Consider the following 14,070-nt stretch of genomic DNA (forward strand, 5'->3'; position numbering starts at 1 on the left):
GGTTCTCTCCACAGGGTTGATCAAGTGACCCGGATGCCTTGGACCGCGAAGATTTTTTGCAGAACGAGATCGATGAAGGCGGCGTACTGCTCCCGACTCTCCGTGATGAAGCGGGGCAGGGCGCGGGCCTCGCTGTATAGGCTTGCCAAGACGTCGCCGCGCTGCTCGCCTCCGGCGACGAGGACGCCGATGAGGGCGTCACGGTAAAGGTCGTCCTGGAAGGCCGTTAGGAGCCATTGGCGCAGCCCCGTCTTCCAGTCCACCTCACTGCGTTCTTGGAAGGCGCGCCTCCATCCCTCGGTGAGCATCTTTTGCACTTCGGCTTCGGCGATCAGTGGCCGGTTGTGAGTGCCGGGAGCGGTGAACGCCACGGGGTCGGCCAGTTCCAGGAAGAGATCGACGTCGCTGTCCCACTGTTTGCCAACCGTGCGAAGTCTGGTGAGCCTGGCGAGGAGTTGTCGACGCATCCACGGGTCGCCGTCGGCCATTCCCAGCAGCGCGGTACGGGCATCCATGGTTCGGCTCTCTCGCCTGGCCAGGTGGTGGAGGCGCACGATGGCCTGATCGGGGTGAGTGACGGCGATGACCTCCGTACAAATAACGATGATCACCTGAGCCAAGGCCTTAGGGATGTGGCTATCGGTCGCCCAGTCGTAGATCTTCCGACGGAAGAAGCTGCCGTGTTCCTCGGCGCTCAGCGCGAATCGAAGGGCTCGGTCGGCTGCCAGCTGTCTGCGGTAGGGCTTTGGACCCTTAGTCCAGTGGGCCACTGAGTCGACCAATGCCTGCAGGTGCATCGAGTGCAGACACTGCTCGGTGAAGCGCATGACCAGCTCATCGCGCTCTTTGTCATCCAGGCCCGGATGGTCGGTCATCGTTGCGACCCACCGCTGTATGCCATCACGCAGCCCCGGCATGTTGTGCCAGAAGTGGGTGCGGACGGCGGCGTCGTATCCCAGGTCCGTGAAACGCACGTGGCGGTCCGCATCCAGTTCGGCACCGATGTCGCGCAGGCTCTCAATGAGATCGGAACGTTCCAGACTATGGCGTTCGTCCGCGTAGTCGACGGTTTCGAGCAACGCGGTGGCGGCGCTGTAGACATGGTCGACGTGGGCCTGATGAAGCATGGCCGTCGCCAGGAGCAATGCCCGTTGAGGGCCGAGGCGCAGCTTTGATACGACGGTGGCGACTTCAGGGCCACGACCGGTGGACGCGCGCTCTGCGGCCTTATACCAGTCGGGGTAACCGGCGTCGGCCGCATCCTTGTACGCCTTCTTGACTAAACCGGCAAACCTGGCGATCTCCAGCATGGGCCTGTCGGTGCTCAGAAAAGCGGGCTGCGGGCTGGTCGCAGCCCCGGGAACCCCCTCCAACCGTAGATGCCGACGGAGGACCTCCAAGGCCGAGGGACGGTCGATCCAGGAATGTAAGGGCCCGAACTGCGGCCAGAGCGTTTCGCTTCCTCTGGAAGGCAGCACAACCACCAGCAGAGCGCCGTGCTGGTCAACGCGCTTGCGGAGCGAGGACAGATCGTCCTGGAGGGCGGTCCAGATCCGCTCGTCGACTCGTGACAGGTCGAACCACACGCGATCGTCGTCGCCGATCAGGTCTGGCTCCACCCGGTATTTTTCGTTCTCGTCCTCCCAGGACAGCTCATGGAACCGCTCGCCGCCTGAGGACAACTCGTGCAGCAGTACCTTTGCCGTAGTGCTTCTTCCGCTACCCGGCGCGCCGTCCAGGAGAAGTGTCCGATGTGTCCTCAGAATGTCGTGCGCCTGTCCGTAGCCAGGAGGGCGAACAAAGCGCTGCTGGAGCCAGTCCAGCTCCTTGATGGAGGCCAAGCGTGCTTTCCGGCTTCGATCAGCCGCGTTGGCGAAGAGCGCCGTGTAGTAAAGGTCGCCGCTCCCCGTGTGCGTGGCCCCGCGGTTGTCCGAGATGTAGGGAGGCACCGAGCCGGTCAACGCTCCTCCTCTTTGCGGCGTGAACCGCCGAAGTCATGCCGGATTCCGCCCTGGTTGTCACCCGCGATGTAGGTCGCTCCTGTCCCCGAGACATGTGGAGAGTTGTTGTAGAGGTTGCCATCGCCCAAGTGAATCGACCCTTGGTTTTTCTTGATGACAGTACCGGCGTCGCCGGTGAACTTCCGGGCCTGGACGACGTTCCCGCGATTCTCGCCAACCGAGTTGCGCACCTCGCCGACCTCCGATTCCTGAACTGTGGTCCGATCCGCGGCCTTCAGCTCGGGCACTTTCGCGGCGAGCTGGTTACCGATGTACATGAGATCGGACTGCAGATCATGCAGGTCCAGCGGGACGGACTGGACGTCAGCGAGCCGCTTCAGCTCTCTGGGCAGGTCAGCCGGGTTCAGCCGCTCAGCCTTCCGTCCATCCAGAACCGGAATGACCTCAATACCGCAGGCGAACGCTTCTAAGATCTCCTTGCGTACCCAGTCGTTTTCGTCACTCAGTCGGAGGTGCTTGGACCAGTTCTCACCGATGACAGCCAGCACGACGGAGCTGCGGCGTATCCCGCTGATCAGGTGCTCCTGATAAACGCCTCCGGGTGGAATGGACTTGGAAGCGCGGAAAATGCGCGAGTCACCGAAGCGGTGGGAGAGGGCCTGATCGAGCAATGCCGCGATCTTCTCGCCATCCCCAGTGCGGTAGTTGATGAACACCTCGTTTGCCATTTGACACCCCTTCGCTGGGTCCACTTCTCGGATCTACGGGTTGACGATGTGCAGGGCCACGCCGAGCTCGGGGGCCAGCTCCCGCACCGCCGTGTTCTTCGGGTGACGAGCCAGCGTTCGCGCGAGCGCGCGCATGTCCTGGATGATGGTCGCGGAGCTGACTGCCGTGGCGCTGCCGAGTAGCTGTCCCGTCAGATGGCAGGCCTTCTCGATCTCGCCCGCCATCGCATGGGAGAGCGCGTGGCGCATGCCGTAGCGGACTTGTGTGCGCAATGCCTGGGGCGGTATCAGCGCCATCTGCTGGCCGATGATCTCGGCCGCCGCTTGAGGACGGCCGAGGTCGTACAGGCACCAGCCCTTGATCATGCCGACAGGGTCGGGCAAGTTCGTCGTGCCGATGATGGGTGTATTCGATTGCTGCGTGTGCAGAGCGAGCAGTGCGCGGGCCCTGTCGAGGCTGCGCATGCAAGCGTCGTAGTCACCGGCGAGGGCGTGCCCCTGGGCTTCGCGCTGCGCCGCCAACCCACGGATGCGAGGCGGCAGCCTGCTGGCTTGCGCCTGCCCGGCCAGCACGATTGTCTGTACGGCATCCTTGCGATACAGAGTGACCAGAGCGCGGCGGACGTGCCCGTACGCGGCCATATCATCATCGCCACCTGCGGCGGCAAGGTCGATTGCCCGCTGCGTCCACCATAATGCGGCCTCATCGTTTCCAACTTCCTGCATCATCCATCCGGTGTACTCGGCATACCGCGAGGCCAGCCGGAGGAGCCCTTCGCGAGTAGGCGGCCTCGTACGTGAGGACAGCTCCTGCAGCGAATGCGTCTGGGCAATGAGGGCCGGTAACAGCACGCTCGGACCCGCTACCTGACCGAGTTGCCGGTAATGATCAAACAGCGCCCGGGACATGCCCAGCAGGGTGGTGTCGGCGGAGACGGTGGTGCCTGGAAGGCCGATGCTTATACCGGCGATGGACGCAACCCCCATGGTCAGCATCTGTCGCCTGTTCAACGCCTGGAACGAGCTCTGCCCGTCACCGGACAACTGCATAACCCACACCTCCTCTCCGCTGTCACGTGCCTTGGTGGCCTTCGTATTGGTGGGCCGAATAGGAGCGAGGACCACGAGGTCACCCCCGGCGCCCAGGGTGGTATCACATAGGCGTGCCAGTTCCCTGCTGGGCGCTTTCAGCCCTCGCTCGACCTTGCTCAACTGGCCCTTGCTGTAGTGGACGAGCTTGGCCAGGCTTGTGAGCGTGAGACCGACTGCCAACCGTCGCCGACGAAGCTCCCGGCCGAAGCTGAGTGGCTCCTGAACCACCTGGACCTCCTTCGCAGTCCGCTGCGCAGCCGAGAGTCACTGCTTGTAAGACTGCGTCAGCCACATCGGTCGGACAAGGCCCACTGCGGTGTTTCCCGTTTCCACCTGCCGTCCCTGCCTGGACCACCGGGGTGTGCAGGTCCCCAGACAACCTCGTACGCGATCTCACAGTGGGCAGACACCACGAAGCCGCATGGATGAGAAGGTGTCCACATTCAAGGGGGAGCGCCCGGTATCGAGTGCCTGCTGGATCGGCTAGGGACGAATGGTGATCTGGCGTCTGTCCTTCTTGCCGGTGGTGCACAGGGGGCGGGCCGGGCACGGGCGGCAGAGGGCGGTGGGGAAGGTGACGACGATCGCCTCGCCACCGCGCTGCCGGCATGGGCTCCACCCGGTGCTGCGTTGCCCTTGCGGGCAGATGGCCTGCCGACTGTCCCAGTCGATGGTGAACGCGGTGCGGTCATAGGAGTAGCGTCGACGCCCCGATGTCGCGTGCGCGATCAACCGGCCGGACGAAGATCCACAGCCACTGCCTAGACGCTCCTGCAGCTCAACCAGCACCGCATCTCATGCAGCTAGATGCTGAAGGCTGCAGCGCCACTGCATCGGCCGTAGAGCCATCTCAGGCCGCGGCAAACTTGCTGTAACCGAGAAGATTCAGCGGGTTGGGTGCCCTGGCCACTCCTTTGGCGAGCAAGGAGATCAGGGCATGCGCGGGAGACGGTCGATCGATGAAGCCGTAAGCCTGCTCCACGTCGAGTTGCAGGCCGGGCAGCGTGCAATCACAGATCTGACCACGGAAGACGCCTGGCTAGCGTTCATCCGCTTCGGTCGGCAACGCTTCGACACAGCGGACACACCCGACGCAGACGGACTTCTCTACCAGTACGGCGCACTCCACACGGCCTGCCAGGCCGTCCACCAGCACGTTCTTGCGCTCGGCCGGCCTTGGAGCGCCGCCTCAGCCAGGAAGTTCGCGAAGTGTCATCGGAGGTATTGGGCCGAAGACCATTGACCTGAATCCGTACCGCCGTTAACTTGGCCGCAACTTGTTCGATACATCCAACCTTTTTGCGGCCGTAAGGCGGCATGGAGACCGGAGGGGCAGTGCGGTCCAAGTCGGCATCAAGGCTGTTTGGCCTTGGATTATCGGTCTCGGCACTGGTGGGGCCGGCGGTGGCGCTCCCGGCCACTGGCGCGACCAGCCACTCGAATCATCCGATGTCAACGCAGGTAATCGACGACTACCAGCCAACCACTGAGTCTCTGGACAAACACCAGGTCCCGCAGTGGTTCAACGACGCGAAGCTGGGCTTCTTCATCCACTGGGGTGCCTACTCGGTGCCGGCCTGGGCCCCAAAGGGCAGCTACGCCGAGTGGTACTTCCAGGGCATGAGCTACGCCGGTAGCCCGATGTACAACCATCACAAAGAGGTGTACGGCGAGAACTACCCATACGACCAGTTCATTCAGGACTGGAAGCCGACCAAGTACGATCCCAAGAAGTGGATCAAGCTGTTCGAGAAGGGCGGCGCCAAGTACTTCGTCATGGCGACCAAGCACCACGACGGCGTCGCGCTCTGGGACACCAAGACCACCGACCGCAACACCGTCGCCCTTGGTCCCCAGCGCGACCTGGTCAAGGAGCTGTTCGACGCGGCGAAGAAGAGCCCGCTGAAGACCGGTGTCTACTACTCAATGCCCGAGTGGTATCACCCGAAGTACCCGGGCGATTCGTTCTTCCCCGGCGGACCTCCCCGCAATCCCTACACCGGCCAAGAAGTGCCCTATACCGGCTACAAGCCGATCAACGACTATGTGATGGACCACCAGTACCCGCAGATGGTCGAGCTCGTGCAGAAATTCGACCCCGACATCGTGTGGTGCGACGGCGTAGGCGGCCCGAACAACAGCAACCAGTTCATGGCCGACTACTACAACCAGGCCAAGAACCGGCCGGTGCCCAAGGACGTCGTCGTCGACAACCGGTGCGGCAACGCGAGCTCCGACTTCACGACCCCCGAGTACAGCGTCGAGCCCGACATCAACCCCAACAAGTGGGAGACGACCCGGGGCCTCGGCTACTCGTTCGGCTACAACCAGCAGGAGGACGTCAACGACTACCTGTCGACCGACCAGCTGATCGACAGTTTCGCCGACACCGTCAGCAAGAACGGCAACCTGCTGCTGAACATCGGCCCCAAGGCCGACGGCTCGATCCCTGATATCCAGGCGGAGCGGGTCCGCGAGCTCGGCAAGTGGCTGAAGATCAATGGTGAGGGCATCTACGGCACCACCTACTGGAACCACGCCGAGGACGAGGCGAGCAACGTGCCGGTCCGCTACACGGTCAAGGGCGGCAATCTCTACGCCACCGCCCTCCAATGGCCCGGGCAGGAACTTGTGCTGTCGGGAGACCTGCCGCTGAGCGACACATCCAAGATCACCCTGCTGGGCGGTGGCAAGACCCCGCTGCGGTGGCGCAAGGACGGCGGCAAAGTCCGGGTGACCATGCCGGCAAGGGGATCCGACGCCACCGAGAGCAAGAACGCCTTCATGTTCAAGGTGTCCACTCCGGGCGTCAGCCAGATCGTGCGGAGCGACATCACCCTCCCGGAGGCGGCCAGGCTCGGCGAGCCGATCACCGCGAAGATCACCGTCGGCAATGCCTCTTCGACCCCGGTCTCGGGCGTCGGAGTCGGCCTGAACCTTCCCGCCGGCTGGACGGCGCAACCCGAGCAGGCCACCGCCGACCTTCCCGTCGGCGGCTCGAAGACCATCGAGTTCAAGGTGACCCAGCCCACGACCATCCAGGCCGGCGGCTACCCGATCTCAGCGAAGGTCACGAACGGCGCATTCGTCTATGACACGATCCCCCGGCCCGTCCTCATCGGCTTCGAGAATGCCGCACTCGGGACGTCGGCGACGCAGAAGAGCTTGGCATGGGGAGGACTGCCCGGCCGGGCTGTGGACGGCCGCACCGACGGCGTCTTCGGGAACGGCTCGGCGACACACACGGCCGAGCCCGAGTCCGAGGCGTGGTGGCAGACCGACCTCGGCGCCAGCAAGCCGATCAACCAGATTTCCATCTGGAACCGCACCGACTGCTGCAGCGACCGGCTCAGCGACTACTACGTGATGGTCTCCGACACGCCGTTCACCTCGGACTCGCTCGCGGCGACGCTGGCCCAACCCGGGGTGCACGCCTACCACCAGAAGGAGATGGCCAGGACTCCCGACCGGATAACACCCAACATCTCGGGCCGCTACGTCCGGGTGCAGCTTGCTTCCAAGAGCAATCCGCTGTCGCTCGCAGAAGTTCAGATCTATACCCCGACCTCGGATGTCGTCGGGGCGATGACTCCGGTGGATCTGACGAACGCCTTCAACAACGACGGCATCGCCACCGCGTCGGCACCCGGGGACGGCGACTTCGACGGCTCGGGTTACAACTACCCCGCCGAAGAACTCCCCGCCGAGGGAACCGTGACGATCGACCCGGTCCCGTTCCGCTTCCCCAGCGGCGCCAACGGAGCCAAGAACAACGTCGTCGCCAACGGCCAGACCATCGACCTGCCGCAGGACAAGTACCGCCGCATCCACGCACTCGCCTCGTCCAGCTGGGGACCGGTCAGCGGGACCGCGACGGCGACTTACACCGACGAGACCACCAGCGAGGTGAAGCTGGAGGTCGGGGACTGGCTCTACGGCTCCGGCGACGCCCCCTTGAGGAGCGCCTACCGGTACGGCCCGACAGGACACAGCCCCTATGGCGTCGGCATCTACCGCTACACCTACGCGATCGACCCCGGCAAGACCCTGCGATCCCTCACCCTTCCACAGCCTCAGCAGCCGAGCAGCCTGCACCTGTTCTCGCTGACCATGGAGAAATAGCCGATCGTTCCTACGGAAGCCGGAAGGTGACGGACAGCCCCGTCAGCGCCAGCGTCCAAGACGCTATGTGAGGAACGCCCGGACTCCGGCCCTCAAAGGGCCGGGGTCCGGCGGCCTCGTGGCCGGCATGGGTGCGATGACTCGCGGCCTCCGAAGCGGAAACGAGAGGGACAGTGCACCCGGGTTCCGCAGTTGGTGGTCACACATGATGCCGAATCTGGGGTATGAGCTGCGCGAACACCAACAAGGCCGGGAAGGGGCGTGTGCCCACGCTCTCCCAGCCTGTCCAGATCTTGCTCAAGCGGGGTCGAAGGCTGTCACCCGGGGCGGCGGAGTGATGGAAAGCACCTGGTAGATGGCCTTGTGGCCGGGCCGTAGCGGAGTGGTCTGGGTGATCGTCCCGGCCTCCCCGGCAAGGGTGACCTGCTTGAGCCGGGTGGTCTCCCGGCGGATGTGGCGCCGGCTTTGCCCGACGGAGCGCTCGGCGACACGGGTGAGGAGCAGGGCGAGCCAGGGCGGCGCCAGTGGGCGTAGGTCCACTTTCTGGCGACCAGCAGCCGATGCCACCGTAACAATGTCGTCGGCGTCACCGGAAACACCCTGGCCCACGTGGCTCGGGGAATGAGCCGGGACAGGGCCGAGAACCATAATCGATCGGCGGGCTCATAGCGTGGATGGGTGATATGACGGCGCAACACCGCGTTCTCGTGCCGTGCAAGGCTCCTAGACGGGCTCACACCACCGCCGCCGAAGCCTCAGCTCACACCCCTGACTTGAGTTTTCGAGCGGCACAGGCTGGCGTGCACCGGCCAGAGATCGTCACGGAACTGCTGTCCGGGTTGGGTCATCCGCTTCGCCCCGTTACGTCATGCTCGGAGGTCTTTTGGGTGGTATATCACGCATGTCGCCTAGGATCAGGAGGCGAATCCGGAGAAAGGCTGGCGCGGGTGGCCGAGGAGTTGGCGGGGCAGCTGAGGCAACTGCGTGACCTGACTGGACGGAGCCTGCGCGAGCTCGCCGGAGATGTCCGCGCCAGCCGCTCCTCGCTGTCGCGCTACTTCTCCGGCCAGGCCGTTCCCCCTTGGCCGACGGTGGTGGCGCTGTGCAAGGCGGCCGGCCATGATCCTAGGCCGCTGCGTGAGATGTGGGAGCGGGCCAGGGACGAACCCCAAGCGGGCGTGACTGCCATCCCGCCGGTACGCAACGACCTGCCGCGCGACATCGCCGCTTTCACTGGGCGCCGGGAGGAACTGGCCGCTCTCCTCGGTGCCGCGCGGGACACGCAGATGGTGGCGATCGACGGCATGGGCGGGGTGGGTAAGACCGCGCTGGCCGTACACGCAGCGCATCTGCTGACCACAGACTTCCCCGGTGGCCAGCTCTACGTGGACCTGCTCGGCTTCACTCCGGGCCGGGAGCGGGTCGAGCCTGCGGAGGCGTTGCGCTTGCTGCTGACCGCGCTCGGGGTGCCGGTCGGCAGGATTCCCGACGGGGTGGCCGAGCGTGCCGCGCTGTGGCGGTCGGAGCTGGCGACGCGGCACGCGATCGTGCTCTTGGACAACGCCGCCGACGCCGCTCACGTGCGCGATCTGCTCCCCGGCGCCGGCCGGAGTTTCGTCATGGTCACCAGCCGGCGGCGGATGGTGGAGCTGGACGTCCTGCCGATCTCGCTGGACGTGCTGCCGGTGGAGGAGGCGGCGGAGCTGTTCGTGGCATCGGCGGGCGGGACCCGGCCCGGTGATGTCGGCGAGGTGCTGCGCCGGTGCGGGAATCTGCCGCTGGCGATCCGGGTGGCGGCCGCCCGGTTGCGGCACCGGCCCGGCTGGACGCTGGACACGCTGGTGGAACGGCTGAGTGAGGGCGAGCTGGCGGTGTCGGACGTGTTCGGGATGTCGCTGCGGCAGCTCGACCCCGCCCAGCGGCGGATGTTCCGGCTGCTCGGCCTGGTTCCGGGGACCGACATCTGCGTGTACGGCGCCGCCGCGCTAGCAGGCATCCCGCTGGGCAACGCCCGGAGGCTGCTGGAGGAGCTATTCGACGCGCATCTGGTCCAAGAGCCGGCAGTCGGTCGCTACCGCCTCCACGACCTGCTGCGGCAGGCCGCTCGCGCGGACAGCACCGAGCCCGACGACGCGGAGGCGATCGCCGGGCTGGCCGATTACTACCTGAGCGGCGTGCTGGCGGCGGACCGGGCGCTGCTGCACACGATCGCACCGCTGCCGCTCACGATCATCCACCCGCCCGAACGCGTTCCCGAGATCGACGGAACGACGGGCGCGCTCACCTGGCTGGATCTCGAATGGTCCAACATCGAGGCGGTATTCGCCCTGGCCACCGAGGTGCGGTTGGACACCTCCGTGATCGGGCTCGCCCTGACAGCGGAGGTCTACTTCATCCGGCGCGGCGGGCTCGGCCGCTGGGAGCGCATGATCGACGCTGCCCTGCTCGCAGCGCAACGCCTGGACGACCGCCGATCGCTGATCTGGCTGCGATTCCGCCGCGGTATGGCCCGGCACCTCGGCGGCCGATCGTCGGAAGCCATGCCGGAGTTCGAGGCGTGCCGGGCGATGATGGCGGAGGCGGGTGACGTCCACGTCGAGTTCGAGGTGCTGCAGAGGCTCGCGGAACAGCACATGAGGGCGGGCGACTTCGAGGGCGCCATCGACCTGCTGCATCAGGGAAAGAGGATCTTGCCGGAAGGTGCGGACTTCGACGTCTACCGCCTGCTGGCGCAGGGGCGCACAGGCATGGCACTGATCCGGCTCGAACGCTACGAACAGGCACGGGAGGCCGTCCTGTCGGTGATCGAGATCGCTCGAAAGCGCAACGACCCGCAGCGCGAACGCCTCTGCCTGGACGTGCTCGCCTCCGCCGCACTCGGGCTCGGCGACCCCGGGACCGCGCTGGAGCTGTCCCGGCAGGCGGTGGCGCACAGCCGCGAGACCGGTCACCAGATCTTCGAGGCGGTCCACCTGACCAACGCCGCCGTGGCCACCCGGCACCTCGGCCGGGCAGAAGAGGCGCTGGCACTGCACGCGGAGGCTCACCGGATCATTGAGGCGACCGGGGAGCAGCAGTACGCCATCGGGGTGCTGACCTCGTACGGGGAGACGTGCCGGCTCGCCGGTGACCCCGTTACCGCCGAACGGCACCTCCGCCGCGCTCTCGAGCTCGCCACCGTGCTGGACATGCCGGCCGGCGAAGTTCGCCGGAACCTTCGCCTGCTGCGCGGGGACGCGCTCCGCACACCCGACCTGGCCGGCTCGCGCACGCGGGTGTCCGGATCACCGGTCTAGATCATCGGTGTGCCCCCGCCGGGCACACCGGGAAGTAGAGCGGTGTCACAGCGCCGAAGGACGGGAGAGTCCCGGCCACCACGGCGCGGTTCCCGGTGTCCCGTCCCGTCCCGGGACACCCGCGCGAACTCGGCCCGATGACGTAAGAGCGCAGCCCGGCAGGGGTGCCGGTGGGATGTCCCGCGTCCCGGAAGGCGTGGCATGGCTTGCCCCGGACGGGCCCGCCGGTCGAGGCTCCTGGCCATGCACACGACGCCTTCCTTGCTCGCCGAGCTGGACGCGCTTCCCGCCCGGTGGGAAGTGGACGGGACGCTCGCCGCGCCCGTCGCGGCGGTCGCCACGCTGCTGCTCACCGTTGCCGAGGGCCGGGTGGGCTATGACAACCTGCTGGTACTGGCCAGGGCTTCGACGGCACGGAAAGGGGCCATGACCGTCGTGGCCGGGCCCGCCCCCGGCGCCTACCGGGCCGAGTTCGCCGGGCCTGTGGAGCCGGTGGAGATCCAGCTGGACCGGGCCCGATCCAGGATGGCGGTGCAGAGCTGGTACGCCGGGGTCCACGCCGTCACCGTCTGCCCGGCGGGCACCCGCGTGACCCATCGCGTCCACCGCCTTCTTCCCGACCATCCGGGATTCACCGCCGGGATCGCCGAGATCGGCATGCGTGCCCGCATGTCACGTGATCTGCGCCGGGTGCTGGATGTGATCGCCGGCCGACTGGACTGCTGATGACCCGTGCGGCGATCAGGTTCCATGCGGTGTCGTGTCAGCGGCCGCGTCAGCACGGCGACGGCCTGATGTCAGAGCGATCGGCGATGGTTACCCCATGAACGGTTCAGCGATCCCGGCCTCGTGAGATCCCCTCGGGCGACCTTTCCCGAGCAAGCGATGACTGCGTTTCCGTTCACCCGAATTCCGTCACAGTTTCCAAGGAGCACACCACCATGTCCGTCACCTTCAACGACCAGGACACCCTCACCCTCCGCACCGCCGCGTGGGGCGCCGTCTCGCTGATGTCCGCCGCCGGCGCCGCCGGCTCGGCCCACAAGGCCGCCACCGAAGGCTCCATCGCCCTGACCTCCGCGACCGGCCCGGTCGGGCACGTGCTCAGCAAGGCACCCAAGGGCGTGAAGTACGGCAAGACCGTCGCCGAACTCGCCGACCAGGTACTGCCGGCTTTGACGGCATCCATGAGCCTGCTCAACGAGCAGGCCCCGGCAGAGGCCGACAACTTCCGCCGCACCGTCATCGTCGCCGTCGAAGCGGCCACCCGGCCCCACAAGGGCGAGCCCAGCCCCACCATGACCGAGATGGCCCGCAAGATCACCGAAGCCCTCGACGCCGCCTGACGGCACAGACCAAGGCCCTCTCCGCACCCGGGACACCGCAGGGTGCCAGGACGGCACCTCAAGCACTGAACAACGCAAGGAGATTCATGATGGGTACTGGCAACGGCTTCTCCGCCTCGGGGCTGCGCAGGCTGCGCGACGTGCTGGCGCGGCATGTCGATTCCGGGAAGATCCCCGGAGTGGTGGCCCTGGTCAGCCGGAACGGCCAGACGCACGTCGAAGCACTCGGCACGATGCAGCACGACGGTGGCGCGGCGATGAGCCGGGACACGATCTTCCGGATGGCCTCCACGTCCAAGCCGGTGTCGATCGCCGCGGCGATGGTGCTGTTGGACGAGTGCCGGCTGCGGCTGGACGACGTGGTGGACCCGTGGCTGCCCGAACTGGCCGACCGGCGGGTGCTGGCGCGGCCCGACTCCCCACTGGACGACACCGTGCCGGCGCGGCGGCCGATCACCGTACGGGATGTGCTGACCTCCACCTTCGGGCTCGGCATGGACTTCACCTCGCTGGGCACGCCGATCATGAACGCGGTCTTCGAGCAGGGGCTCACGCCCAACCTGCCGGTGGAGGTGCCCGAGCCGGACGAGTGGATACGCCGCCTGGGCGCGCTGCCGCTGCAGTACCAGCCCGGCGAGCGCTGGCAGTACCACCTCAGCAACGACCTGGCCGGTGTGCTGGTCGCCCGGGTCACCGGCAAGTCGTTCGAGGAGTTCCTGCGCGAGCGCATCTTCGAGCCCCTCGGGATGACCGACACCGGCTTCCACGTGCCCGCCGACCAGATCGACCGGCTGCCCACCCTGTACGCGCCCGACCCCCAGACCGGTGAGTTCCTCGCCTGGGACGAGCCCAAGGGCGGACGGTGGTGCCAGCCTCCGGCGTTCCAGGGCGGCGGCGGCGGACTGGTCTCCACCGCCGACGACTACCACGCCTACTTCCAGATGCTGCTCAACGGCGGCATCCACCAGGGCAAGCGCATCCTGTCCCGACCCGCCGTCGAGCTGATGACCACCAACCGCCTCACCCCCGAACAGAACGCCCCCCGCACCGCCATGGCCACCGACAACGTCCACATCTCTTTCGGCCAAGGCCAGCAGGGCGGCTGGGGCTTCGGCATGGCGGTGCGCACCTACCGCGGCGACTACGCCCCCATCGGCCAGTTCGGCTGGGACGGCGGCAGCGGCACCTCGGCCTACGCAGACCCGTCCAACCAGCTCACCGGCATCCTGCTCTGCCAGCTCGGCTACACCGTGCCGAGCCCGGCGCACCTGATGAACGACTTCTGGACCACGCTCTACCAGGCGCTCGACGGCTGACACCGAACCCACGCCCCGGCACTGCGGCGGGCAGGCCGGCTGAGCAGACGGAGCCGAGCACCTCGGCACCAGCAGGTACGCATCGGCCATGTCGTCCGCCTTCCTTGGGCGCCGCGGCCGGCGTGCTCGGCGCCGCCATACTGGCTCTGCTCCTGCGACCGATTACCGCACCTGACAGGACGGCAGAACACCCGTGAGCTCCACGTTGA

Annotated in this window: 9 protein-coding genes and 1 pseudogene; 5 read left to right on the forward strand and 5 right to left on the reverse strand. The window is 66.6% G+C overall.

Annotated elements, in window-relative coordinates; genetic code table 11:
• Positions 1–20: 20 nt before the first annotated feature.
• The 4 genes from ACTOQ1_RS18315 to ACTOQ1_RS18330 form a co-directional block, all read right to left on the reverse strand.
• The gene (locus ACTOQ1_RS18315) at positions 21–1,961 is read right to left on the reverse strand and encodes a hypothetical protein (RefSeq protein WP_440068618.1); all 1,941 of its coding nucleotides are present in this window, start codon (positions 1,959–1,961) and stop codon (positions 21–23) included.
• Positions 1,958–2,689, reverse strand: coding sequence for a toll/interleukin-1 receptor domain-containing protein (locus ACTOQ1_RS18320; protein ID WP_440068620.1), 732 nt, complete (start codon positions 2,687–2,689; stop codon positions 1,958–1,960). The genes ACTOQ1_RS18315 and ACTOQ1_RS18320 overlap by 4 nt, the downstream gene beginning before the upstream one ends.
• A gap of 33 nt (positions 2,690–2,722) precedes the next feature.
• A complete protein-coding gene (locus ACTOQ1_RS18325; RefSeq protein WP_440068622.1) occupies positions 2,723–4,009 on the reverse strand; it encodes a helix-turn-helix domain-containing protein in 1,287 nt (428 codons plus the stop codon).
• 255 nt (positions 4,010–4,264) lie between these two features.
• Positions 4,265–4,570, reverse strand: a complete 306-nt coding sequence (locus ACTOQ1_RS18330) for a transposase (RefSeq protein ID WP_440068624.1) — start codon at positions 4,568–4,570, stop codon at positions 4,265–4,267.
• Between the two features lie 660 nt (positions 4,571–5,230).
• On the opposite strand from ACTOQ1_RS18330, the gene ACTOQ1_RS18335 reads away from it, so the two are divergent.
• Complete coding sequence (locus ACTOQ1_RS18335) at positions 5,231–7,903, forward strand: alpha-L-fucosidase (protein WP_440068626.1); 2,673 nt, start codon at positions 5,231–5,233, stop codon at positions 7,901–7,903.
• Between the two features lie 297 nt (positions 7,904–8,200).
• Here the strand turns inward: ACTOQ1_RS18335 and ACTOQ1_RS18340 are convergent.
• Positions 8,201–8,416 (reverse strand): annotated as a pseudogene (locus ACTOQ1_RS18340) (IS1634 family transposase); the annotation flags it as partial.
• Between the two features lie 434 nt (positions 8,417–8,850).
• Here ACTOQ1_RS18340 and ACTOQ1_RS18345 point away from each other — a divergent pair.
• The 4 genes from ACTOQ1_RS18345 (at position 8,851) to ACTOQ1_RS18360 (ending at position 13,861) form a co-directional block, all read left to right on the forward strand.
• Positions 8,851–11,199 (forward strand): ATP-binding protein, encoded by a 2,349-nt coding sequence (locus ACTOQ1_RS18345; protein ID WP_440068628.1) that lies wholly within the window; start codon positions 8,851–8,853, stop codon positions 11,197–11,199.
• Between the two features lie 243 nt (positions 11,200–11,442).
• Positions 11,443–11,925 (forward strand): hypothetical protein, encoded by a 483-nt coding sequence (locus ACTOQ1_RS18350; protein WP_440068630.1) that lies wholly within the window; start codon positions 11,443–11,445, stop codon positions 11,923–11,925.
• Between the two features lie 215 nt (positions 11,926–12,140).
• A complete protein-coding gene (locus ACTOQ1_RS18355; protein ID WP_440068631.1) occupies positions 12,141–12,545 on the forward strand; it encodes a hypothetical protein in 405 nt (134 codons plus the stop codon).
• Positions 12,546–12,634: 89 nt separating this feature from the next.
• Positions 12,635–13,861 carry a serine hydrolase domain-containing protein gene (locus ACTOQ1_RS18360; RefSeq protein ID WP_440068633.1) on the forward strand — a complete coding sequence of 409 codons (1,227 nt, stop codon included), beginning with the start codon at positions 12,635–12,637 and terminating at the stop codon, positions 13,859–13,861.
• The last annotated feature ends 209 nt before the right edge of the window (positions 13,862–14,070 follow it).

It is taken from the genome of Streptosporangium sp. OZ121, assembly GCF_051918885.1.
Lineage (GTDB): Bacteria > Actinomycetota > Actinomycetes > Streptosporangiales > Streptosporangiaceae > Streptosporangium.

What these genes read in the sequence shown, in the direction of transcription:
- ACTOQ1_RS18320 (WP_440068620.1), bottom strand. Translation starts at nt 2,689, where the DNA reads ATGGCAAACGAGGTGTTCATCAACTACCGCACTGGGGATGGCGAGAAG.
- ACTOQ1_RS18335 (WP_440068626.1), top strand. Translation starts at nt 5,231, where the DNA reads ATGTCAACGCAGGTAATCGACGACTACCAGCCAACCACTGAGTCTCTG.
- ACTOQ1_RS18350 (WP_440068630.1), top strand. Translation starts at nt 11,443, where the DNA reads ATGCACACGACGCCTTCCTTGCTCGCCGAGCTGGACGCGCTTCCCGCC.
- ACTOQ1_RS18355 (WP_440068631.1), top strand. Translation starts at nt 12,141, where the DNA reads ATGTCCGTCACCTTCAACGACCAGGACACCCTCACCCTCCGCACCGCC.
- ACTOQ1_RS18360 (WP_440068633.1), top strand. Translation starts at nt 12,635, where the DNA reads ATGGGTACTGGCAACGGCTTCTCCGCCTCGGGGCTGCGCAGGCTGCGC.